This is a genomic window from Streptomyces sp. NPDC031340 (assembly GCF_055569945.1).
Genome location: NZ_JBVIIE010000009.1, coordinates 115,654 through 136,143, shown reverse-complemented (window position 1 = coordinate 136,143; position 20,490 = coordinate 115,654). Strand labels below are relative to the sequence as shown.

The following is a 20,490-nucleotide window of genomic DNA, read 5'->3' as shown; positions in this document are numbered from 1 at the left end:
GCGCGGTGGTGCGCGCCGGGCGCGGTGGGCGTGCGGGAGGCGCTGGACGAGGGCCGAGCGCCCGCCGGACGGTCACGCGCCGCCGCTGCCGTCCCCACCGTCGCCGAAGCGGCGCACGCCCGACGGTGTCACTACCGCGTGCACCGGCCGGTCGTGCGCCTCCTCCGGTACGCGCGCGACGACTTCCGAGTCGTAGAGCAGCACCAGGAGCGCGGGGCGTGCGCCCGCGCGCTCCAGTCGCGCGAGGACCCGGTCGTACGATCCTCCGCCGCGTCCCAGCCGCAGCCCGCGCGTGTCGACCGCCAGCCCCGGCAGCAGCACCACGTCCGCCTCGGTCACGGCGTCCGGCCCCAGGCGGTCGCCGACCGGCTCGAAGAGGGCCATCTTCCCGCCGTGCCGGACCCGCGCGAGCGAGTCCTGGCCGGCGTACGCACTCCAGTCCAGGTCGTTGTCCGGGAGGAGCACGGGGAGCAGTACGCGCACGCCCCGCGCGCGCAGCGAGTCCAGCAGGGCGAGAGTTCCCGGCTCGCTTCCCACCGAGACGTACGCCGCCACCGTGCGGGCGTGCGCCAACTCCGGCAGTTCCAGCGCGCGCCCGGCCAGCGCGTTCGCCGCCTCCCGCACGTCATCCGCGGTCAACCTGCCTCTCACCGCGAGGACCTCTCGCCGCAACATCCGCTTGCCAGGCTCGGCAGCACGTCCGATGTGACTCACAGCTCGCACCTGTACCCCTCCTAATGCACTCATATGAGAGCTAATTAACCGGAGCCACAGATTCCTTACAAAGGCACCGGATAAGGTTGCGGCATGACCCAGTCGCACCTCAGGATCAGCAAGGCTGTCATTCCCGCAGCGGGCCTCGGCACCCGGTTCCTGCCGGCCACCAAAGCCACTCCCAAGGAGATGCTGCCGGTCGTCGACAAGCCGGCGATCCAATATGTGGTCGAGGAGGCCGTGTCCGCGGGCCTTGACGACGTCCTCATGATCACGGGCCGCAACAAGCGCCCCCTGGAGGACCACTTCGACCGCAACTACGAGCTCGAGTCGGCTCTCCAGAGGAAGGGCGACGCCGGCCGGCTCGCCAAGGTCCAGGAGTCCAGCGACCTGGCCACCATGCACTACGTGCGACAGGGCGACCCCAAGGGTCTTGGTCACGCCGTCCTGTGCGCGGCCCCGCATGTCGGCCAAGAGCCCTTCGCCGTCCTGCTCGGTGACGACCTGATCGACCCGCGCGACCCGCTCCTCGCGCGCATGGTGGAGGTGCAGGAGCAGCGCGGCGGCAGCGTCATCGCGCTGATGGAGGTCGCGCCGGAGCAGATCCACCTCTACGGGTGCGCGGCCGTCGAGCCCACCGAGGACAGCGACGTCGTCAGGGTGACCGGCATGGTCGAGAAGCCCGATGTGGCCGACGCGCCGTCCAACTACGCGGTCATCGGGCGGTACGTGCTGGACCCGCACATCTTCGACATTCTACGCAAGACCGAGCCGGGTCGTGGCGGCGAGATCCAGCTCACCGACGCCCTTCAGCAGCTCGCGGAGGGCGAGAAGGCCGGGGGTCCGGTGCACGGCGTGGTCTTCAAGGGCCGCCGCTACGACACCGGCGACCGTGGCGACTACCTGCGTGCCATTGTCAGACTCGCGTGCGAACGTGAAGACCTGGGCCCCGACTTCCGGGCCTGGCTCCGCAGTTACGTAGCCGAGGAGATGTAGCGATTTGAACAGCGCCGCGCCCCGCACCGCCGGCCAGGAGCACCTGTGGTCGGTGGACGAGCACCTGGAGGACATCCTCGCGACTGTCCGTCCTCTCGAACCCATCGAGCTGAACCTGCTGGACGCTCAGGGCTGCGTCCTGGTCGAGGACATCACGGTGCCGGTCTCGCTGCCGCCGTTCGACAACAGCTCCATGGACGGGTACGCGGTGCGGGTCGCGGATGTCGCGGGCGCGAGTGAGGAGTTCCCCGCCGTCCTGGACGTCGTCGGGGACGTCGCGGCGGGCCAGGCCGATCTGATCCACGTGGGTCCCGGCCAGGCCGCCCGCATCATGACCGGCGCCCCGCTGCCGCCCGGCGCCGAGACCGTCGTCCCCGTCGAGTGGACCGACGGAGGCCTCGGCGAGGGCCCGGTCACCGGCATGCGCGCCCGCAGCCTGACACCCGAGGGCGCCGAGGGACAGGTGCACGTGTACCGGCCGGCGGAGGCACGCGCGCACGTGCGCGCGACGGGCAGCGACGTCAAGGCCGGCGACCGCGCTCTCGACGCCGGCACCGTCCTCGGGCCCCCGCAGATCGCGCTGCTGGCGTCGATCGGCCGGGGAACGGTACGCGTGCGCCCGCGCCCGCGCGTGGTCGTCCTGTCCACCGGCAGCGAACTCGTCCAGCCCGACGAGGAACTGGGCAGCGGCCAGATCTACGACTCCAACAGCTTCGCCCTCACCGCCGCCGCCCGCGACGCCGGCGCCATCGCCTACCGGGTGGGCGCCGTCGTCGACGACGCCGAGATCCTGCGCTCCACCATCGAGGACCAGCTGGTCCGCGCCGACCTGATGGTCACCACGGGCGGTGTCAGCGTCGGCGCGTACGACGTCGTCAAGGAGGCGCTGTCGCACGTCGGCGACGAGGACGAGGCCGGCAGCGGCGTCGAGTTCCGCAAGCTCGCCATGCAGCCCGGCAAGCCCCAGGGCTTCGGCTCCGTCGGCCCCGACCACATCCCGCTGCTCGCCCTGCCGGGCAACCCCGTCTCGTCGTACGTCTCCTTCGAGCTCTTCGTCCGTCCCGCGATCCGCACCCTCATGGGACTCGACGACGTCCACCGGCCGAGGACCCGCGCGACCCTGACCGCCGGCAAGGCGCTGACCTCGCCGAAGGGCCGCAGACAGTTCCTGCGGGGGGAGTACGCGGACGGTTCCGTGACCCCGGTCGGCGGGGCCGGCTCGCACCTGGTCGCCGCCCTCGCGCGCGCGGACGCGCTGATCGTCGTTCCGGAGGACGTGGTGTCCGTCGAACCCGGTGCCGAGGTCGAGGTCGTCCTGCTCGGCTGAGCGCCCGCGCGGGTGGCGGTCCGTGGTACGGGTCCTGGTCCGCTGTCCGCGCCGTCTTGGCGGTACCGTGTCGCGCACAGCAGGCCCGCGCGCCGTACCGCGGCGGGCCCGGACCGGGAGCGCCACACAGCATGAGTACGCAGGACCGTTTGACGCACATCGACGACGCCGGCGCCGCCCGCATGGTCGACGTATCGGACAAGGACGTCACCGCGCGCACCGCCCGCGCCAGCGGACGCGTCCTCGTCTCACCGCGCGTGGTCGAGCTGCTGCGCGGTGAGGGAGTCCCCAAGGGCGACGCGCTCGCCACGGCGCGGATCGCGGGCATCATGGGTGCCAAGCGCACACCGGACCTCGTCCCGCTGTGCCATCCCTTGTCGCTGTCCGGTGTGAGACTGGATCTGTCGGTCGCGGACGACGCCGTGGAGATCCGCGCCACGGTGAAGACGACGGACCGCACGGGCGTCGAGATGGAGGCGCTCACCGCGGTCTCCGTCGCCGCGCTCACCGTGATCGACATGGTCAAGGCGGTTGACAAGGGAGCGGTCATCACGGACGTACGGGTGGAGGAGAAGACGGGCGGCAAGTCGGGCGACTGGAGCCGGGCGTGAGCGCCGGGGCGCACGCCGGGAGCGACGCGCTCGCGCCGTACCGGGCGCTCGTCGTGACCGCGTCCAACCGTGCCGCTGCCGGCGTCTACGAGGACCGGGGCGGCCCGCTGATCGCCGCGGGCCTCGCGGGCTTCGGCTTCGCCGTCGAGGGGCCGCAGATCGTGCCCGACGGGGATCCCGTGGAGGCCGCGCTGCGCGCCGCGGTCGAGGCCGGCTACGACGTCGTCGTCACGACCGGCGGCACCGGCATCTCGCCGACCGACCGGACGCCCGAGGCGACCCGCAGGGTGATCGACTTCGAGGTGCCGGGCATCGCGGAGGCCATCCGGGCGTTCGGACGGGAGAAGGTGCCGACCGCCGCGCTCTCCCGGGGCCTGGCAGGAGTGGCGGGGCGGACGCTGATCGTCAATCTGCCGGGTTCGGCCGGCGGGGTGAAGGACGGGCTGGCCGTCCTCGAGTCCCTGCTGAGGCACGCCGTCGACCAGGTCCGTGGCGGTGACCACCCCAGACCCGGCCCCACCCCTGGGGGTGCGAGCTGAACAGCCCAACCTGGCCCGTCGTGCTGGCGGACGGCGACGTCGTCCTCCGGCCGATAAGAATGCGCGACCAGCGGGCCTGGCGCGAGGTCAACCGGCGCAACCGGGACTGGCTGCGCCCCTGGGAGGCGACCATCCCGCCGCCCACGCCCAGCGGGCCGGTCACGCACCGGCCGACCTACCGGCAGATGGTCCGTCATCTGCGGTCGGAGGCGAACGCGAACCGGATGCTGCCCTTCGTCATCGAGTACCAGGGGCGCTTGGTCGGACAGTTGACGGTCGCCGGGATCACCTGGGGCTCGATGTGCTCGGGGCACGTCGGCTACTGGGTCGACCAGGCGGTCGCCGGGCGCGGTGTGATGCCGACGGCGGTGGCCCTGGCCGTGGACCACTGTTTCCGGATGGTCGGTCTGCACCGCATCGAGGTCTGCATTCGCCCCGAGAACGGGCCCAGCCGCCGGGTCGTGGAAAAGCTCGGATTCCGCGAGGAGGGCCTGCGTCCGCGCTATCTCCACATCGACGGAGCCTGGCGCGACCACCTCGTCTTCGCGCTCACCGCGGAAGAGGTCCCGGACGGACTGCTGAAGCGCTGGCATCGGGCGCGCTCCCAGCACACGTCGCCCGACACCTCACGCGGCACTCCGCGAAACCCGCAGAACACACCGGGCAATCCCGCATAGCCCCGGGAATTGAATAAACGTTCGAATTAGGTCGCGCGTCGACCGTCCCCGGGCATTGCTTTTCCCGCGAGCGGCGGACTGCCGGCCGTGTCGGTCACAAAAAAAGTTCGAAATATCAGCCAGATCGTGCGACACACCGGCCCAATTGGCGGATGGCCTCACGTAAACCCCTCTACCGTGTGAGGCGTGAGCAGCAGCGGCCTCATCTACGCAGTCATTGTCGGGGCCTGGGCCGCCTACTTGGTGCCGATGTGGCTCCGTAGGCAGGACGAGCTGAATGAGGCCCGTCCGACGGAACGCTTCAGCACAGCCATCCGGTTGCTGTCCGGACGGGCGGGGATGGAGCGCCGGTACGCCAAGGACCTGCGCGCGCGCTCCGCCGACGAGGGGGAGCCCGACGCCGACGCTCCGGACGCCGTCACCGACTCGGTGGACGTCCGGGCCTTCGCCATGCCTCCGACCCGTCCGCAGGCCCGCGCAGAAGTGCAGGCGCGGGCGGCCGGGCGGGCGCAACCGGCGCGTGAATCCTCGGACGCGCCGGCGCCGGCATCCGGTTCCGCACCGGCGCGCACATCCGGTTCCGCACCGGCGCCCGAGGAGAACTCCGCTCCGGCGCGCGAGCGCGTTCCCGCCGCCAGGCGTACGCCCTCGGCGGAGGCGGCTGCGGCGCGCGCCCGGCGCACGAAGGTGCTTGCGCGCCGTCGGCGCACGACCGTCGTGCTCTTCCTCGCCTTCACCCTCGGCGCGATCGTCGCGGCCGTCGGCGGACTCGCTCTGCTGTGGGCACCCGGCGTGCCCGCCATACTGCTCAGCGCGTACATCGCCTATCTGCGCTCCCAGGAGCGCCGTCGCTTCGCCTTCCAGATGGACCGGCGCCGCGCCGAGGCCGCCGCCCAGCGACTTCGTGAGCGCCAGCAGCGTCTGCCGCGTCGGCGTCCTTCCCCGGAGACGGACGCCGACGAACCGGACGAGGGACCTGAGCCGGAGACCGACCCCGGACTGTCCGCGCTCGCCGCCGACCGGCGTGCGCTCGTCGAGCAGACCGACCACGCCGAGTGGGTCGACCAGCAGCGGGAGCGGCAGCGGCTGCCCGGGCATGGGGAGAGCTGGGACCCGGTGCCGGTGCCGTTGCCGACGTACGTGACCGCGCCGGTCGCTCCGCGGGCCGCCACGGACGTGGACCTCGGAGCGCCGGACACGTGGAGCTCGGCGCGGTCGAGTTCCATCGGCCGGGAGCAGGAGGCGCCGGCCGCGCCCGGCGCCGAGCGGACCGGGGACCCCGCCGCCACGCACGCGCAGGAGCACGCGCACCCGCATGGGCACGCGGACGCGGACATGGACGCCGCCGCGGAGGACAGGGCTGACGACGACGTGCGCAGTGACGCCCGTCGGGCGGCTTCGGCCCGGCGGGCGCGGGAGCGGGGGCGTACGCCGTTGTTCGACCAGTACGAGGACGGCGAGCGGCCTCGTGCCGCCAACGAGTAGCTCCCACGGTCACCATGCCCACCACGCCCACCTGCGTCGCCTTCGCCGGAGGGGCCGGGAACGGATTTCCAAGCACCGCGATCGGGATGCTAGAGTTTCACTCGTTGCAAGGGCCTGTGGCGCAGTCCGGTAGCGCACCTCGTTCGCATCGAGGGGGCCAGGGGTTCAAATCCCCTCAGGTCCACGCAGCACGGAGCCCCGGTCGGTGAAAACCGACCGGGGCTCCGTCATGTTGCCCGGCAGTCAAGTACGGCGACTCCTCTCGGACTTGCTGACCGCATGACGACTAGCGGACAGCCGAACGCGGCAGCCGAATGCGGGCAGCCGGAGGCGGTACTCAGCCGGCCCGTCCCTGTTCCACGCCGGTGGCCGGCGGGACTGGCCCGGAGCTTCGCCCCGACCCGCACCCAGGACACATCCGGGCCATCGAGCTCGACGAGGGCGCTCCAGACGGGCGGCAACTCGGTGAACTCCCCGTACGGCTGCCGGTGCATACGGACCACCCGGGCCGGGGGCGTCACGGCTCCCGGTGGGCTGTCCACCGGGAGCACCGAATCGCCGATGAACACCCCCCGTTCGAGGCTGACGCTGCGGGCGTGGCAGACCACCCGGTGCGCCGAGGGGCGCTCGTGGACGACCAACACGTGCAGCAGTCCCACCGGATCGGTGCTCATCGGTGTGCGCATGCCTCCGTCCGGGGCCCCGATCCGGGGCCTGCCGGCCATGACCACCCCGTCGGCCCTGCGGAAGGGGCGGATGACGTCCGGCAGTTGGCGGGCGCCTGCCGGACTCACGCACTGACCTGCCGGGAACCGCTCGAAGAGCAGGCGGGGCCGGGCCGTGCTCGCCCGGCTCAGGGGTTGAGCGGCTTGGCGTAGCAGAGGCTCTCCGGGTGGAAGCGGTAGTAGCCGAACTTCTCGCAGGGCTCGTAGCCGGAGGACGCGTACAGGGCGACGGCCTCCGGCTGCTTCGTGCCGGTCTCCAGGACCATGCGCAGGCGGCCGGCCGCGCGCGCGTCCTCCTCCAGGGCGGCCAGGATGCGGCGGGCGAGGCCGCGGCCGCGCATGCCGTCGATCACGTACATCCGCTTCAGCTCGGCGTCCCCGTCGCGGTTGCCCTCGCCGTTGGCGTCCCGGGCGCGCCAGCCGCCGGTGGCGACGGGGCTGTCGTCGGCGTCGTAGGCGATCAGGTACACACCGTTCGGCGGCTCGAAGTCCCCCGGGGCCAGCTCGGTGGCGTCGCCGCCGTCGCCGTAGCGGACGTGGTACTCGGCCTGGACCTGGTCGTTGAGCTTGATGGCGTCGGGGTGGTCGAACGGGACGCGACGGACATGCATGTGGGACACCGTATGTGAAGTCGGGAGGGGACAGGACGCCGTCCAGTGTGCCGGTATCGTTCCGGCGTGCTCACTGTGACCTCCGTCAACGTCAATGGACTGCGGGCCGCCGCGAAGAAGGGCTTCGTGGAGTGGCTCTCCGGCACCTCCGCCGATGTGCTGTGCCTGCAGGAGGTGCGGGCCGAGCCGGAGCAGCTGCCCGAGCAGGTCCGCGCGCCCGAGGGCTGGTACGCGGTGCACGCGCCCGCCGCCGCCAAGGGCCGCGCCGGCGTCTCCCTGTACACCCGCCGCGAGCCCGACCGGGTCCGGACCGGCTTCGGCTCGGCGGAGTTCGACGCGAGCGGCCGGTACGTCGAGGCCGACCTGCCCGGCGTCACGGTCGCCTCCCTCTACCTCCCCTCCGGCGAGGTGGGCACCGAGCGGCAGGAGGAGAAGGTCCGCTTCATGGACGAATTCCTCGGATACCTGAAGGAGCTGCGCGAGCGGGCCGCCGCCGACGGCCGTGAGGTGGTCGTCTGCGGCGACTGGAACATCGCCCACCAGTGCGCCGACCTGAAGAACTGGCGCGGCAACGTGAAGAACTCCGGCTTCCTGCCCGAGGAGCGGGAGTGGCTCGGGCAGGTCCTCGACCCGGCGGACGGCGGCTACGTCGACGTCGTACGGGCCCTGCACCCGGACGTGGAGGGGCCGTACTCGTGGTGGTCCTATCGCGGGCGGGCCTTCGACAACGACACCGGATGGCGCATCGACCTGGTTTGCGCAACGCTAGGCATGGCTGAGCGCGCCGTTAAGGGGTTCGTGGAGCGACCAGCGACACATCAAGAGCGCTGGTCAGACCACGCGCCGGTGACGGTCGTCTTCGACCACTGAACCCGCCCTTGTGGCTTGTGTCACATGGGCGGCGTGTGCTGCCCAGGCGTCCGTCCCCGTAGCGCGTGGACGGGCCAGCACAGAGCCACCCAGGCTTCCCCGGACGGCCCCTCGCTCGTCGGCAGCGCCACGCGGCCAGTGCGGACGGCAGACAGCCGCAGGCGCAGCGCGCCACGATCGACGCGTCTCCGGTCATCAACGCGGCCTGGTGCGCCTCCAGGCGGCCTGTCCGGGCGCGTAGCGCGGCGCTGTCCTCCCCGCCCAGGACGCGGGCCAAAGTACGGAGGCTTGGGCCTGGAGGGCGGCCGGCTCCTCCGCGCGGGTGTTGGGTGTCGGGACGTCCACGGCCGGTAGCGGCGTGGCCTGGACGTCGTGAACGGACACGTTCGGCCAGCGTCGGCCCGCAATGTTGCGATGGCCGCGTCCTTCGTCCAGCACGCACGGCAGGCTGTTGGTACCGACGCGTGAACGCTGGTCGAAGCCAGGCTGGCGGGCGCCGCAGGTTGCTGCCGCTACGGCCGCGGTCATCGGCCGGCCTCCTCGTCGATCGCTGCGAAGAGGGCGTCCAGGGACACCAAGGCGTCCGCCAACAGCTCTGCGTCCATAGCGGTCGGCATCGCCAGTTCCGTCAGGCGCAGGAAGGGCCGGACCAGCGCGGCGTCCTCCGTCGACAGGTTGTCCGCCAGGGCCAGGATTGGGTCCGCGCGAGGGCGCTCGGGCACCATGAAAGTTCCTCTCAGTGAGTCTCCGCCAACTCGAAGTCGCAGGTCAAAGGCCTGGTGTGACCGGTTCTCGGGGTGCTCGCGCTGGTCGTCGGTGGCCGTCTGCGGAGTAGATCATCTGGCGGCGTTGTCTCGGGGCGGATCAAGCGTCGGGAAAAGATATTGAGCGTTGGAGGTAGCGATCAGGCAGGGTGGACGGATGCATGAGTCGTCCTTGCCTGGAGGTTTCGTCAATGTGGTCGTCCGTGTCGGGGACACGGTGCGCCGTCCAGCCTCGGCTCGCACGAAGTTCGTGGGTGATCTGCTGAGGTTGCTTGAAGCCGGTGGCTGGAGTGGTGCTCCGCGGTATCTCGGTGTGGATGACGAGGGCCGTGAAGTCCTCAGTTACCTCGATGGCCATGTGGCATGGGAGCCGCGACAACCTGCCGCAGTGTCATCCGACGAGAGTCTGGTGACGGTCGCCCGGCTCGTGCGTGAGTTCCACGACCTGACGGCCGACACCACTCTGGCCGGCGACCAAGAGGTCGTGTGTCACAACGACCTGTCGCCCAAGAACACCGTCTATCGCCTGTCCAGTGGCGAGCTTCGCCCGACGGCATTCATCGACTGGGATCTTGCTGCGCCTGGCGCGCGGATCCAGGACATCGCTCATGTCTGCTGGCAGTACCTTGATCTGGGCCCTTCGGTCACCGACGTCGAGGAGACAGCCCGGCGCATGAGGCTGATCGTTGACAGCTACGTGCTGTTGGACCGGCAACGTCTCGTGTCCACGATCTTGTGGTGGCAGGACCGGTGCTGGCGAGGCATCGAGACCCAGGCCGATGCGGGTGACGTCGCCATGGCCCGGCTCCGTGACGCAGGGGCGGTGAGGCAAGTTCAGACGGCCTATCAGTGGGTTTCCGATCATCGGGCTGCATTGGAACGCTCAGTGCGGTGAGCGCGTGGGGAAGGGCCGCAGTCGGTTCGCTGATTCCGTCCCGTGTCGGTCGCACGGCCTTCTGCGATCCGGCGCATGCTGGATCCCGAACTCCTGGAACGGATCACCGCGCGCCGTGCGGAACTGGACGAACTCGAAGAACAGCCGGCCAAACAGCTGGCAGAGGTGCGGGCCGAGCGGGACGAACTCGCCGTCGCCGAGTGTCCTTGACCGGGTGAGCGAGCAGCTCGCCGACGAACGCGCCTCGGCCGCGCCAGCACCCAGGCAGGTGGGCGGCCGACCGGTGATGCTGATCCCGCACCGCACGCCGGATACGGAGGAGACCATGCTCCCGCCGGACTACCAGCGCATCCTGGCTGCCGTGCGGCAGGCCGCGGGACCCGTCATGGCCCGCTCGGTCGGCGAGATACTGGGAGGCGACTTCAGTGGTGCTGTCGTCGGCTCAGCCGAGACGGGATGCGCGCTCCTCCTCTTCCACGGCTTCGAGCGCCGCTGCATACGGGTCGTCGTGCGCCCCGATCGTGAACGCCAGCCGTGCCCGGTCCGGACCGTTCAAGCGTTCAGCCCCTCCGCCTGAGCGGCCCTTCGCCACAGTCACGCGGGCGCCGGCGTCGAGGAGGAGTTGGCGGCGGCCGGCTGCGTCATGTCGGGCCCAGAAGCTGGCGTACGTCTCTCCGGTCTCCACGACCTCTGTCCGGGCTTCCGTCCTGGGCGTCGCTTCCAGGGCCTCCGCACGCCGTTCCAGGGCCTCTACCTCCTCCTGCCAGATCATCCGGCCGGTCCGGGACTTGCGGGACTCTTTGTCCGCGTACAGCGCGCGCAGTTCCTCCTCTGCCTCCCGCAGTTCCGGCGTCGGGTCGTAGCCCTTGTGAGTGATGACCTTCGTCATCAGGGAGTCTCCGAGGCGGGCCATGACCTCAGCCTCTACGTACGCCTCCAGCCAGTCAGCGCGGATGCCGGCGGGGGAAGGACAGCGGTCGCCCCGGGCCGTCGCGCGACAGTTGTAGTCGCTGCCTCCAGCACGCTTCGACAGATACAAGTTCCCGCCGCAGCCGCGGCACTTCGCGACGCCCAGGAGCATGGCCTGGGTGTCCTTGCGGGTCCGATTCTTTTGGGGCGTCAGCGTGGAGAGGTGATCCTGGAGGACGTCGAACTCTTCCCGCGTCAGGACAGGTTCCCCGATCAGGACCGGGTTTCCGTCGCGGTCGCGGACGGGCTTCCCCTGGTGGATCCGATAGCCCATCAGGGCAGGGGACCGGAGAACCTTCGACAGGGTCCCCGCCGTCCACTTGAAGCGTTCGATCTTGCGGCCCCCACGGATCCCGCCAGGCTCCCGTCCCATCTTGATTGCCTGGTAGTCGCGGGGGACGGGGACGCCGTCCTCATTCAGCGCCATGGCAACAGCGGTGAGTGACTCCCCGTCCAGGACGTCTCGGATGATGTCGGAGAGGACCTTGACGGCCTCCGGGTCGGGGGCCAGCTTGAAGCCTTCGCCATCAGGGTTCTTGATCTTCGCGTAGCCGTACGGGACCAGGCCGCCGGAGTACCGGCCCTGGGCGCGGAGGGCGGCCTGGGCGCCCGTGACACGCTCCTGAATGGCCAGTGCTTCCATCTGAGCGCTGAAGGCCAACATCATCATGATCAGCTCAGACACGGGCGACACGGTCCGCATGTCCAGCTCCAACGGGGCGCCGCCGGGACCCTCAGCGAAAACCAGGAGCTTCCCATGGTCCTTCGCCCAGCGGCCCAGCTCCGCCATGTCGGCCATGGAGCGGACAGCACGGTCCATGCGCCACCAGATGACCATGTCGAATTGGTCGGGGCGCTGAAGCCAGGCTCCCAACTCCGGCCGGTTGAAGGGCGTCGTCTTCGTTGCCGATACGTCCAGGTCCTCAGCCTCACCGACGATGACAGCGCCACGGCGCGCGGCTTCGGTGGAGTTGGCGGCGCGTTGACGGCCTGGAGACGTCGTCTCGTCGGTGCGGACGGATAAACGAATGGCGCTGAGCGCGCGGAGTTGGACCATGACTCGGGAACGTACTGGAATCCGCATCGAGCGGATGCGCATCGACTACCACGTCGCGACGCCGGGACTGGCCGGCCGGGCGGTCAAGGGGTTCGTCGAGCGCGCGGCCACGCACGCCGAGCGGTGGTCGGACCACGCTCCGGTGACCGTCGTCTACGACCTCTGAACGGCCCCCGGAACCTACGGCCTGCGGGCCCGCTGCAGCCGCCGGTCCAGTGCCAGGGACAGCTCCGCCTCCACGACGCTGCGGGCCAGCGGGCGCAGCCGGGTGAGGTCGTCCTCGCCCGCGTGGCGCAGCACCAGGTCGGCGAAGAGATCCGCCAGCGCCTCCGCGTGCTCGCGGACCCGGGCGCCCGTGGTGAGCACCTCGGCCAGCGGTATGCCCTCGCGGACCAGGGCGGAGGAGACGTCGAGCAGGCGGCGGCTGATGTGGACGATCTCGTCGCCGTCGGCGCCCACGTAGCCGAGCTCCATCGCGGAGGCGAGGTTCTCGGGGGTGACCTCGCCCTCGAAGCGGGCGGCGAGTTCCTCGGGGGTGAGGCGGACCGGCTCCTCCTCGGTGGGGGTGCCCAGGCCGAGGACGTCGCCGACGCCACGGCCGTGTTCGAAGGCCTCGGCCAGTTCGGCGATGCCGCTGAGCGTGTGTCCGCGTTCCAGCAGCGCGGCGATGGTGCGCAGGCGGTTGAGGTGGCTCTCGTCGTACCAGGCGATGCGGCCCTCGCGGCGCGGGGGCGCGATCAGCTTGCGCTCGCGGTAGAAGCGCAGGGTGCGCACCGTGATCCCGGCCTCCCTGGCCAGCTCCTCCATGCGGTATTCACGCTTGTCTGCCACGCCCCGACCCTATGTCGTACTCAGGGTAACTTTCCCGGGCCGGCCCCCTACCGATCGGTACGGAAGTGCCCTACAGTCCCATTGCGCCAGTGTTCACTGGCGGGATCCATCGGGCGATGCGTGGAGGCTTCGGGATGGCCGAGCACGAACACGAGCATGTGCGGGTGGCGGTGATCGGGTCCGGATTCGGCGGGCTCGGGGCCGCGGTACGGCTGCGGCGCGAAGGCGTCACCGACTTCGTGGTCCTGGAGCGGGCCGGCAGCGTCGGCGGCACCTGGCGGGACAACAGCTATCCGGGATGCGCCTGCGACGTGCCGTCCCACCTGTACTCGTTCTCCTTCGCGCCCAACCCCGACTGGCCGCGCACCTTCTCCGGCCAGGAGCACATCCGCGCCTACCTGGAGCACGTCACGGACGTCTTCCGGCTGCGCCCGCACATCCGCTTCGACTCGGAGGTGAAGCGGATGACGTGGAACGGCGAGCGGCTGTGCTGGGACATCGAGACCACCGGCGGGAACCTGTCGGCCGACCTGGTCGTGTCCGCCACCGGGCCGCTGTCCGACCCTAAGGTCCCCGACATCCCGGGCCTGGACTCCTTCCCGGGCAAGGTCTTCCACTCCGCCCGCTGGGACCACGACTACGACCTGCGCGGCAAGCGGGTGGCGATGGTCGGCACCGGCGCCTCGGCGATCCAGATCGTGCCGAGCATCCAGCCGCAGGTCGGCAGGCTCACCCTGTTCCAGCGCACCCCGGCGTGGGTGATGCCCCGCGTGGACCGGGCCATCAGCGGCGTCGAGCGGGCGCTGCACCGGGCGCTGCCCTTCACCGCGCAGGCCCGCCGCGGACTGCTGTGGGGCATCCGGGAGCTGCAGGTGCAGGCGTTCACCAAGCACCCGAACGAGCTCGGGTTCGTGGAGCAGCTGGCCAGGCGGAACATCGCCCGCGCGATCAAGGATCCGGCCCTGCGCGCCAAGCTGACCCCCGACTACCGCATCGGCTGCAAGCGGATCCTGCTGTCCAACGCGTACTACCCGGCCCTCGCGCAGCCCAACGTGGACGTCGTCGCGAGCGGACTGAGCGAGGTCCGCGGCTCGACCGTGGTCGCCGCCGACGGCACCGAGGCGGAGGTCGACGCGATCGTCTTCGGCACCGGCTTCCACGTCACGGACATGCCGATAGCCGAACGGGTCGTCGGCGCGGAGGGGAAGACGCTCGCCGAGAGCTGGAAGGACGGGATGCAGGCCCTGCGCGGCGCGTCCGCGGCCGGCTTCCCCAACTGGGTCTCGATCATCGGCCCCAACACCGGCCTCGGGAACTCCTCCATGATCCTCATGATCGAGTCCCAGCTCAACTACCTGGCCGACTACGTGTGCCAGCTCGACGTCCTCGGCGGCCGGGTCGCCCTGGACGCCCGCCCGAGCGCGGTCGGCACCTGGAACCGGCGGGTGCAGGAGCGGATGAAGCGCACGGTGTGGAACACCGGCGGCTGCACCAGCTGGTACCTCGACGCGAGCGGCCGCAACACCACCGTCTGGCCCGGCACGACCTCCGAGTTCCGGCGGGCGACCCGGCGCGTGGACCTGGCGGAGTACCAGGTCCTGCGACCGCCGGCCGGCGCGGCCGAGCAACGGACCGTCAAGTCCGGGCAGGTCACGCAGGCCGCGGAGGTGACCGCGTGAGCCGACTCACCGCAGTGGCCTCCGGCCCGTACGCCCCGCCCGTCCCGACCCGGGAACTCACCGCCGTCTCCGCCGACGGCGCCCGCCTGCACGTCGAGGTGCACGGACCCGACGGCGCGCCCGCCGTGATCCTCGCGCACGGCTGGACCTGCTCCACCGCCTTCTGGGCGGCGCAGATCCGCGACCTCGCCGCCGACCACCGGGTCGTCGCCTACGACCAGCGCGGCCACGGACGCAGCCCGCACAGCCCCGCCTGTAGCACCGACAGCCTCGCCGACGATCTGGAGGCGGTGCTGAAGGCGACCCTGGCCCCCGGCGAGAAGGCCGTCGTCGCCGGTCACTCGATGGGCGGCATGACGGTGATGGCCGCCGCCGAGCGGCCCGGCTTCCGCGAGCACGCGGCCGCCGTCCTGCTGTGCAGCACCGGCTCCTCGCGGCTGGTCGCCGAGTCCACCGTCGTCCCCCTCCGGGCCGGCCGGCTGCGGACCTGGCTGACCAAGCACATCCTCGGTTCCCGGGCACCGCTCGGGCCGGTCACGCCGCTCGCCCGGAAGATCCTGAAGTACGGGACCATGGGGCCCGGCTCGGCGCCGCACATGGTGGAGGCCTGCGCGCGGATCGTGCACGCCTGCCCGCGCAGGGCGCGGTACGCCTGGTCACAGGTGCTGGACCTGCTCGACCTCGACCACGGCGTCCGCGAGCTGCGGGTGCCCGCGGCGGTGGTCGTCGGCACCGCGGACCGGCTGACGCCGCCCGTGCACGCGGCGGCGCTGGTGGCCGCGCTGCCGAACTGCGTCGGCCTCACCGAACTCCCCGGGATCGGCCACATGACGCCCGTGGAGGCACCGGAACTGGTCACCGCCCGGATACGGGAACTCGTGACCACGTACGCAACGATCAAGGAGGGCGCATGAGCAGGGTCAGCCTCGACGGACAGGTCGCCGTCGTCACCGGAGCGGCGCGCGGCGTCGGGGAACTGCTCGCCCGCAAGCTGTCCGCGCGCGGCGTCAAGGTGGCGCTGGTCGGGCTGGAGCCGGACGCCCTCAAGCAGGTGTCCGAGCGGCTGCACACCGACAGCGCCCACTGGCACGCCGACGTCACCGACCACGAGGCGATGGCCCGGGTGGCGCGCGAGGTCAAGGAACGGTTCGGGAAGGTCGACATCGTGGTCGCCAACGCCGGCGTCGCGACCGGCGGGCCCCTCGTCGACTCCGACCCGGAGGCCTGGCGGCGGGTGATCGAGGTCAACCTCGTCGGGTCGGCGGTCACCGCCCGCGCCTTCCTGCCGCTGCTGATGGAGAGCCGGGGCTACCTGCTCCAGATCGCCTCCCTCGCGGCCATCACCCCCGCGCCCATGATGACCGCGTACTGCGCGTCCAAGGCCGGCGTGGAGGCGTACGCGCACAGCCTGCGCGCCGAGGTCGGCTACCGGGGCGTCCGGGTCGGGGTCGGCTACCTGTCGTGGACCGACACCGACATGGTGCGCGGGGCCGACCAGGACGACGTGCTGCGGGAGTTGCGGCAGCGGTTGCCGTGGCCGTGCAACAAGACCTATCCGCTGGGCCCCGCGGTCGACCGGATCGTGGCCGGCATCGAGCGGCGGTCGAGCCATGTGTACGGGCAGTGGTGGCTGCGCGGGATGCAGAGCGTGCGCGGCTACCTGCCGGCCCTCATCGGCACGGCCGGGCAGCGGGAGATGAGGCGGTTCGGCTCCCGGCTCGACGGCATGCGCAACGGGCTCGTCGGCGCGGGCGGAGCGGCGGACGAGGAGTCGCGCGCTACGCACGGTAGTTGATCGACATGCGCAGGGTGACGGCTCGTGTGAATCTGGTCGAGGCCCGGTAACGGGCCGCATCCCCTACCCGCAACGGGAGTGAACCCACATGGGTATGAAGGACCAGTCCCAGGACAAGTCGCAGCAGCGGCAGGAGCAGACCAGGCGGAAGCCGCAGCAGGGCCGCGAGCAGACTCCGCAGCGTGGCCGGCAGCAGGACCAGGACCGCGACCGCATGCGCGACGAGCCGGAGCGGATGCGTGAGGAAGAGGACCGTCTCGAGGCGGACTTCGACGCGTAGCCGCTGCGCTCGGCTTGGGCTGTGGATGCGGGGCGCCCTTCTTCGCGGAGGGCGCCCCGCGCTCTTGCCCGAGCGCGCTCCTCTTCGCCCGAGCGCGCTCCTCCTTCGCCCGGTGCGCACTCTTCTTCGCCCGGTGCGCGCTCCTCTCTTGCTCGGTGCGCGGTTCCTCGCAGCCCCTTCATGCCCCCGCGTCTTCAGGAAGTCGGGCGGGGTGGGAGTTGCGGGCGGGCGCGGTCGGGGGTGTCGGAGTAGTCCGGCGGGGCTGCCGGGGGGTGGGTCTTCAGCAGGTCGAGGGCCAGGCGGACCGCGTCGTCGAGCTGGGCGTGGCGTCCCTCCGCCCAGTCGAGAGGGGTGCGCGGGATCTCCAGGTCGGGGGCGACGCCGTGGTTCTCCACGCCCCAGCCGTAGGCGTCGAACCAGGCCGCGTTCATCGGCACCGTGATCACCGTGCCGTCCCCGAGCCGGTGGCGGCCGGTCATGCCGACCACTCCGCCCCAGGTGCGCTGGCCGACCACCGGGCCCAGCTCCAGCAGCTTGAACGCGGCCGTGATCATGTCGCCGTCGGAGGAGGTCGCCTCGTCCGCCAGCGCCACCACCGGCCCCCTCGGCGCGTTCGAGGCGTACGACACCGGCTGGGCGTCGCGGGTCAGGTCCCAGCCCAGGATGGTGCGCGTCAGTTTCTCGACCACCAACTCGCTGATGTGACCGCCCGCGTTGCCGCGCACGTCCACGATCAGGGCGGGCCTGGACATCTCCATGCGCAGGTCCCGGTTGAACTGCGCCCAGCCCGAGCCGCCCATGTCGGGGATGTGCAGATAGCCGCACCGGCCTTCGCTCAACTCACGCACCAGGGCGCGCCGTTTGGTGACCCAGTCCTGGTAGCGCAGCGGCCGTTCGTCGATCAGCGGGACGACGGCCACCCGCCGGGCCCGGCCCGCCTCGCCCGGCGGCGGGGTGAACGTCAGCTCCACCGTCGTGCCGCCCGCGCCCGCGAGCAGCGGGTAGGGGCCGGCCGGCGGGTCGACGGGGCGTCCGTCGACGTGGGTGAGGACCGCCCCCTGCCGGATGCCGGTGCCGGCCAGCGGTGAACGGGCCCTGGAGTCCGAGGAGTCGCCGGACAGGATCCGCCGGACCGTCCATCCCTCTTCCCGGCGGGTGAAGTTGGCGCCCAGCAGTCCCTGCCACCGTTGGTAGTGGGGCGGGCCCTCGTTGCGGCGGGCCGGGGTGACGTAGGCGTGCGAGGTGCCGAGTTCGCCGAGGACCTCGCGCAGCAGGTCGGCGAACTCGTCGGGGGAGGCGACCCGTTCGACCAGCGGCCGGTACTGCTCCAGCACCGCGTCCCAGTCGATGCCGCACATCCCCGGCTCCCAGAAGTAGGCGCGGATGAGGCGGCCCGCCTCCGCGTAGGCCTGGCGCCACTCGGCGGCCGGGTCGGCCTCGTGCAGGATGCGGCGCAGGTCGATCCAGACGGTCGTGTCGCCGTCGCCGGGCTCGTTGGACGGTACGGCCCGCAGCTCGCCCTCGTCGGCCACGACCAGCCGGGTGCCGTCGCCGCTGACCGCGAACCAGTCGAGGTGGCCGACGAGTTCGGACTTCCTCGCCTTGCCGATGGTGAAGTGCTCCAGCGTCGGCCGGCCGGTGGTGTCGTCGGGGTTGGCGAAGGTCTCGCCGAGCGCGCCCGATATCGGCCAGCGCAGCCAGACCAGCCCGCCGCCCGCCACCGGGCGCAGCGCCGAGTACTTGGAGGCGATGACCGGGAAGGGCGTGACCCGGCTCGCCAGTCCCTCCGCCTCCACGGTCACCGTGCCGTCGCCGCCCTCCCCGTCCGGCAGCGGGTCCAGGCCCCCCGCGGCCGGGCGGCCCTCGGGGCTGAGGGCGAAGGGGGAGGGGGTCGCCGAGGAGAGGGGCACGAGGTAGGGACGGCAGCCGAGCGGGAAGGACAGGTCGCCGGTGTGCACGTCGTACACCGGGTCGAAGCCGCGCCAGGAGAGGAAGGCGAGGTAGCGGCCGTCCCGCGTGAAGACCGGGTTCTCGTCCTCGAAGCGGCCGTCGGTGACGTCGACGATCAGCCCGTCCTTCATCCGGGCCAGCTTGATCTGCCGCAGCGAGCGGCCGATGACGGGGTGCGACCAGGTCAGCCAGCCCCCGTCAGGGGAGAACGCCAGGTCCCGCACCGGCCCGTTGACCGACTGGACCAGCTCCCGCACCGGCTCGGTGACCGACCGGAGCAGATCCCGCGCCGGCTCGATGACCGCGCCGGGCGCGTCCGTTTCCTCCTCGGCGGCGTCCGGGTCCGCGTCCCCGCCGGCCTCCCCGGCGCCCACGCTCGGGCCCTCGCTCTCCTCTTCTCCCGCGATCTCACCGGCATCCCCGTTCGCGTCCTCGCCCGCGTCCCCGTCCGCGCCCGTGTCCTGGCTCACGTCGACGAGCAGCAGCCGCCCGTCGTGCGAGGCGACGGCGAGGCGTTCGCCCTGCGGGTCGGCGACCATCTCCAGGACCCGGCCGAGCCGGCCGGCCGCGAGCCTGCGCGGTTCACGGCCGCCGCCGGCCCGCGGCAGGCCGGCGATCTCGATCGCGTCCTCGCCCTCCGCGTCCGTCACGTACGCGATCCGGTCGGCCGGGCCGAGCATCTCCGGGAGCCGGACGCGGACGCCGGCCGTGTCGGTGATCGTGCGGGCCGGGCCGTCCCGGTGGGTCAGCCAGTGCAGGCTGCCGCGCACGACGACGGCGCTCGCGCGGCCCGTCTCGTCCACCGACACGCCGTCCACGTGCTGGGCGGCCGGCACCTGGTACGGGCGCCGGCCCGTGCGCGGACCGCTCAGCCGTACGTCCAGACGGCGCGGGACGGAGCCGGCGGACAGGTCGTCGACGATCCACAGGTCGCCCGCGCACTGGTAGACCACCCGGACGCCGTCGCTCGCGGCGTGGCGGGCGTAGAAGTCGTCGTGGTCGGTGTGGCGGCGCAGGTCGGAGCCGTCGGGGGCGCAGGAATAGAGGTTGCCGATGCCCTCGTGGTCGGAGAGGAAGGCGATCCGGCCGCCGACGAACAGGGGTGAGTGGAGGTGGCCGTCCAGGTCGGCGAGCAGGCGTTCGCCGTGCAGCCAGAGGCGGCCGGTGGCGCCGCCGCGGTAGCGCTTCCAGGCCGCGGGCTCGTGCGGCGGGGTGCCGGTGAGCAGCAGGGTCCGGCGCTCCCCGGCGATCTCGCCGGCCTGGATGTCGGAGACGGGCCCCCAGGGCAGCTTGCGGCCGGGGTCGCCGTCGGGGGAGACCTTGTAGGCCCAGGTGAAGTACGAGAACGGCTCACCGTGGGAGGCGACGGCCAGGATCTGCCCCTCGGGGGTCCAGCCGCACACCCGCGTGTCCGGCGAGCCCCAGTACGTCAGCCGCCGGCCCGGCCCACCGTCCACCGGCACCAGGTGGATTTCGGGCATCAGGCTGAGCCAGCTCGTGTACGCGATGTGGCGGCCGTCGGGGGAGATGCGGGGGTGGCCGGCCTTGGTGCGGTCCACGGTCAGGCGCCAGGCGCGGTCCGCGCCGTCGAGGGACGCGAGCCACAGGTCGTCCTCGGCAACGAAGCACAACAGGTCGCCGCGCAGATGCGGCAGGCGCAGATAGCTCACCTTCTCCATGCTTTTCCCCCGAATGGGGGGCGGCAACTTGTGCGT

At 71.7% G+C, this 20,490-nt stretch carries 19 protein-coding genes, 1 tRNA gene and 1 pseudogene; 15 read left to right on the top strand and 6 right to left on the bottom strand.

The features are described 5' to 3' along the window. Positions 1 to 72 precede the first annotated feature (72 nt). Complete coding sequence (locus tag ACZ5GT_RS09165; protein ID WP_469017776.1) at positions 73 to 675, bottom strand: 5-formyltetrahydrofolate cyclo-ligase; 603 nt, start codon at positions 673 to 675, stop codon at positions 73 to 75. 132 nt (positions 676 to 807) lie between these two features. On the opposite strand from ACZ5GT_RS09165, the gene galU reads away from it, so the two are divergent. From galU to ACZ5GT_RS09130, 7 genes are all read left to right on the top strand, one after another. After that, on the top strand, positions 808 to 1,710 hold the full coding sequence (galU, locus tag ACZ5GT_RS09160; RefSeq protein WP_469017519.1) for a UTP--glucose-1-phosphate uridylyltransferase GalU: 903 nt from the start codon (positions 808 to 810) through the stop codon (positions 1,708 to 1,710). Positions 1,711 to 1,714: 4 nt separating this feature from the next. Continuing rightward, entirely contained in the window at positions 1,715 to 3,037 is a 1,323-nt protein-coding gene (gene glp / locus ACZ5GT_RS09155; RefSeq protein ID WP_469017516.1) for a molybdotransferase-like divisome protein Glp, read from the top strand. 131 nt (positions 3,038 to 3,168) lie between these two features. Next, positions 3,169 to 3,648 carry a cyclic pyranopterin monophosphate synthase MoaC gene (gene moaC / locus ACZ5GT_RS09150; protein ID WP_469017513.1) on the top strand — a complete coding sequence of 160 codons (480 nt, stop codon included), beginning with the start codon at positions 3,169 to 3,171 and terminating at the stop codon, positions 3,646 to 3,648. Then, positions 3,645 to 4,187 carry a MogA/MoaB family molybdenum cofactor biosynthesis protein gene (locus ACZ5GT_RS09145; protein ID WP_469017510.1) on the top strand — a complete coding sequence of 181 codons (543 nt, stop codon included), beginning with the start codon at positions 3,645 to 3,647 and terminating at the stop codon, positions 4,185 to 4,187. Before moaC ends, ACZ5GT_RS09145 begins: the two co-directional genes overlap by 4 nt. A gap of 20 nt (positions 4,188 to 4,207) precedes the next feature. Beyond that, positions 4,208 to 4,864 (top strand): GNAT family N-acetyltransferase, encoded by a 657-nt coding sequence (locus tag ACZ5GT_RS09140; protein WP_469017507.1) that lies wholly within the window; start codon positions 4,208 to 4,210, stop codon positions 4,862 to 4,864. A 186-nt stretch (positions 4,865 to 5,050) separates the two neighbouring features. Next, on the top strand, positions 5,051 to 6,349 hold the full coding sequence (gene sepX, locus ACZ5GT_RS09135; protein WP_469017504.1) for a divisome protein SepX/GlpR: 1,299 nt from the start codon (positions 5,051 to 5,053) through the stop codon (positions 6,347 to 6,349). Positions 6,350 to 6,459: 110 nt separating this feature from the next. Further along, positions 6,460 to 6,533 (top strand) — tRNA-Ala (locus ACZ5GT_RS09130). 669 nt (positions 6,534 to 7,202) lie between these two features. On the opposite strand, the gene ACZ5GT_RS09125 is transcribed toward ACZ5GT_RS09130, so the two are convergent. Continuing rightward, positions 7,203 to 7,685 (bottom strand): GNAT family N-acetyltransferase, encoded by a 483-nt coding sequence (locus ACZ5GT_RS09125; RefSeq protein ID WP_469017501.1) that lies wholly within the window; start codon positions 7,683 to 7,685, stop codon positions 7,203 to 7,205. Between the two features lie 45 nt (positions 7,686 to 7,730). Here ACZ5GT_RS09125 and ACZ5GT_RS09120 point away from each other — a divergent pair, with 45 nt between their 5' ends. Further along, positions 7,731 to 8,555: an exodeoxyribonuclease III gene (locus ACZ5GT_RS09120; protein WP_469017495.1), complete on the top strand. Its 825-nt coding sequence runs from the start codon at positions 7,731 to 7,733 to the stop codon at positions 8,553 to 8,555. Positions 8,556 to 9,079: 524 nt separating this feature from the next. Here ACZ5GT_RS09120 and ACZ5GT_RS09115 read toward each other — a convergent pair. Then, complete coding sequence (locus ACZ5GT_RS09115; protein ID WP_469017488.1) at positions 9,080 to 9,277, bottom strand: hypothetical protein; 198 nt, start codon at positions 9,275 to 9,277, stop codon at positions 9,080 to 9,082. A 199-nt stretch (positions 9,278 to 9,476) separates the two neighbouring features. On the opposite strand from ACZ5GT_RS09115, the gene ACZ5GT_RS09110 reads away from it, so the two are divergent. Then, entirely contained in the window at positions 9,477 to 10,214 is a 738-nt protein-coding gene (locus tag ACZ5GT_RS09110; protein ID WP_469017482.1) for a phosphotransferase, read from the top strand. 75 nt (positions 10,215 to 10,289) lie between these two features. Continuing rightward, a complete protein-coding gene (locus ACZ5GT_RS09105) occupies positions 10,290 to 10,424 on the top strand; it encodes a hypothetical protein (RefSeq protein ID WP_469017479.1) in 135 nt (44 codons plus the stop codon). 232 nt (positions 10,425 to 10,656) lie between these two features. On the opposite strand, the gene ACZ5GT_RS09100 is transcribed toward ACZ5GT_RS09105, so the two are convergent. Continuing rightward, positions 10,657 to 12,240: a recombinase family protein gene (locus ACZ5GT_RS09100; RefSeq protein ID WP_469017476.1), complete on the bottom strand. Its 1,584-nt coding sequence runs from the start codon at positions 12,238 to 12,240 to the stop codon at positions 10,657 to 10,659. Between the two features lie 34 nt (positions 12,241 to 12,274). On the opposite strand from ACZ5GT_RS09100, the pseudogene ACZ5GT_RS09095 reads away from it, so the two are divergent. After that, positions 12,275 to 12,406, top strand: a pseudogene (locus ACZ5GT_RS09095) (exodeoxyribonuclease III); the annotation flags it as partial. A gap of 14 nt (positions 12,407 to 12,420) precedes the next feature. Here ACZ5GT_RS09095 and ACZ5GT_RS09090 read toward each other — a convergent pair. Further along, positions 12,421 to 13,071, bottom strand: coding sequence for a MerR family transcriptional regulator (locus ACZ5GT_RS09090; RefSeq protein ID WP_469017472.1), 651 nt, complete (start codon positions 13,069 to 13,071; stop codon positions 12,421 to 12,423). 134 nt (positions 13,072 to 13,205) lie between these two features. Between ACZ5GT_RS09090 and ACZ5GT_RS09085 the strand changes: the two genes are divergently transcribed. From ACZ5GT_RS09085 to ACZ5GT_RS09070, 4 genes are all read left to right on the top strand, one after another. Continuing rightward, a complete protein-coding gene (locus ACZ5GT_RS09085; protein ID WP_469017469.1) occupies positions 13,206 to 14,750 on the top strand; it encodes a flavin-containing monooxygenase in 1,545 nt (514 codons plus the stop codon). After that, entirely contained in the window at positions 14,747 to 15,664 is a 918-nt protein-coding gene (locus tag ACZ5GT_RS09080; protein ID WP_469017464.1) for an alpha/beta fold hydrolase, read from the top strand. The genes ACZ5GT_RS09085 and ACZ5GT_RS09080 overlap by 4 nt, the downstream gene beginning before the upstream one ends. Next, positions 15,661 to 16,545 (top strand): SDR family oxidoreductase, encoded by an 885-nt coding sequence (locus tag ACZ5GT_RS09075; RefSeq protein WP_469017461.1) that lies wholly within the window; start codon positions 15,661 to 15,663, stop codon positions 16,543 to 16,545. Before ACZ5GT_RS09080 ends, ACZ5GT_RS09075 begins: the two co-directional genes overlap by 4 nt. An 88-nt stretch (positions 16,546 to 16,633) precedes the next feature. Further along, the gene (locus ACZ5GT_RS09070; protein WP_469017458.1) at positions 16,634 to 16,825 is read left to right on the top strand and encodes a hypothetical protein; all 192 of its coding nucleotides are present in this window, start codon (positions 16,634 to 16,636) and stop codon (positions 16,823 to 16,825) included. A 194-nt stretch (positions 16,826 to 17,019) separates the two neighbouring features. On the opposite strand, the gene ACZ5GT_RS09065 is transcribed toward ACZ5GT_RS09070, so the two are convergent. After that, complete coding sequence (locus ACZ5GT_RS09065; RefSeq protein WP_469017773.1) at positions 17,020 to 20,445, bottom strand: S41 family peptidase; 3,426 nt, start codon at positions 20,443 to 20,445, stop codon at positions 17,020 to 17,022. Positions 20,446 to 20,490: the final 45 nt, after the last annotated feature.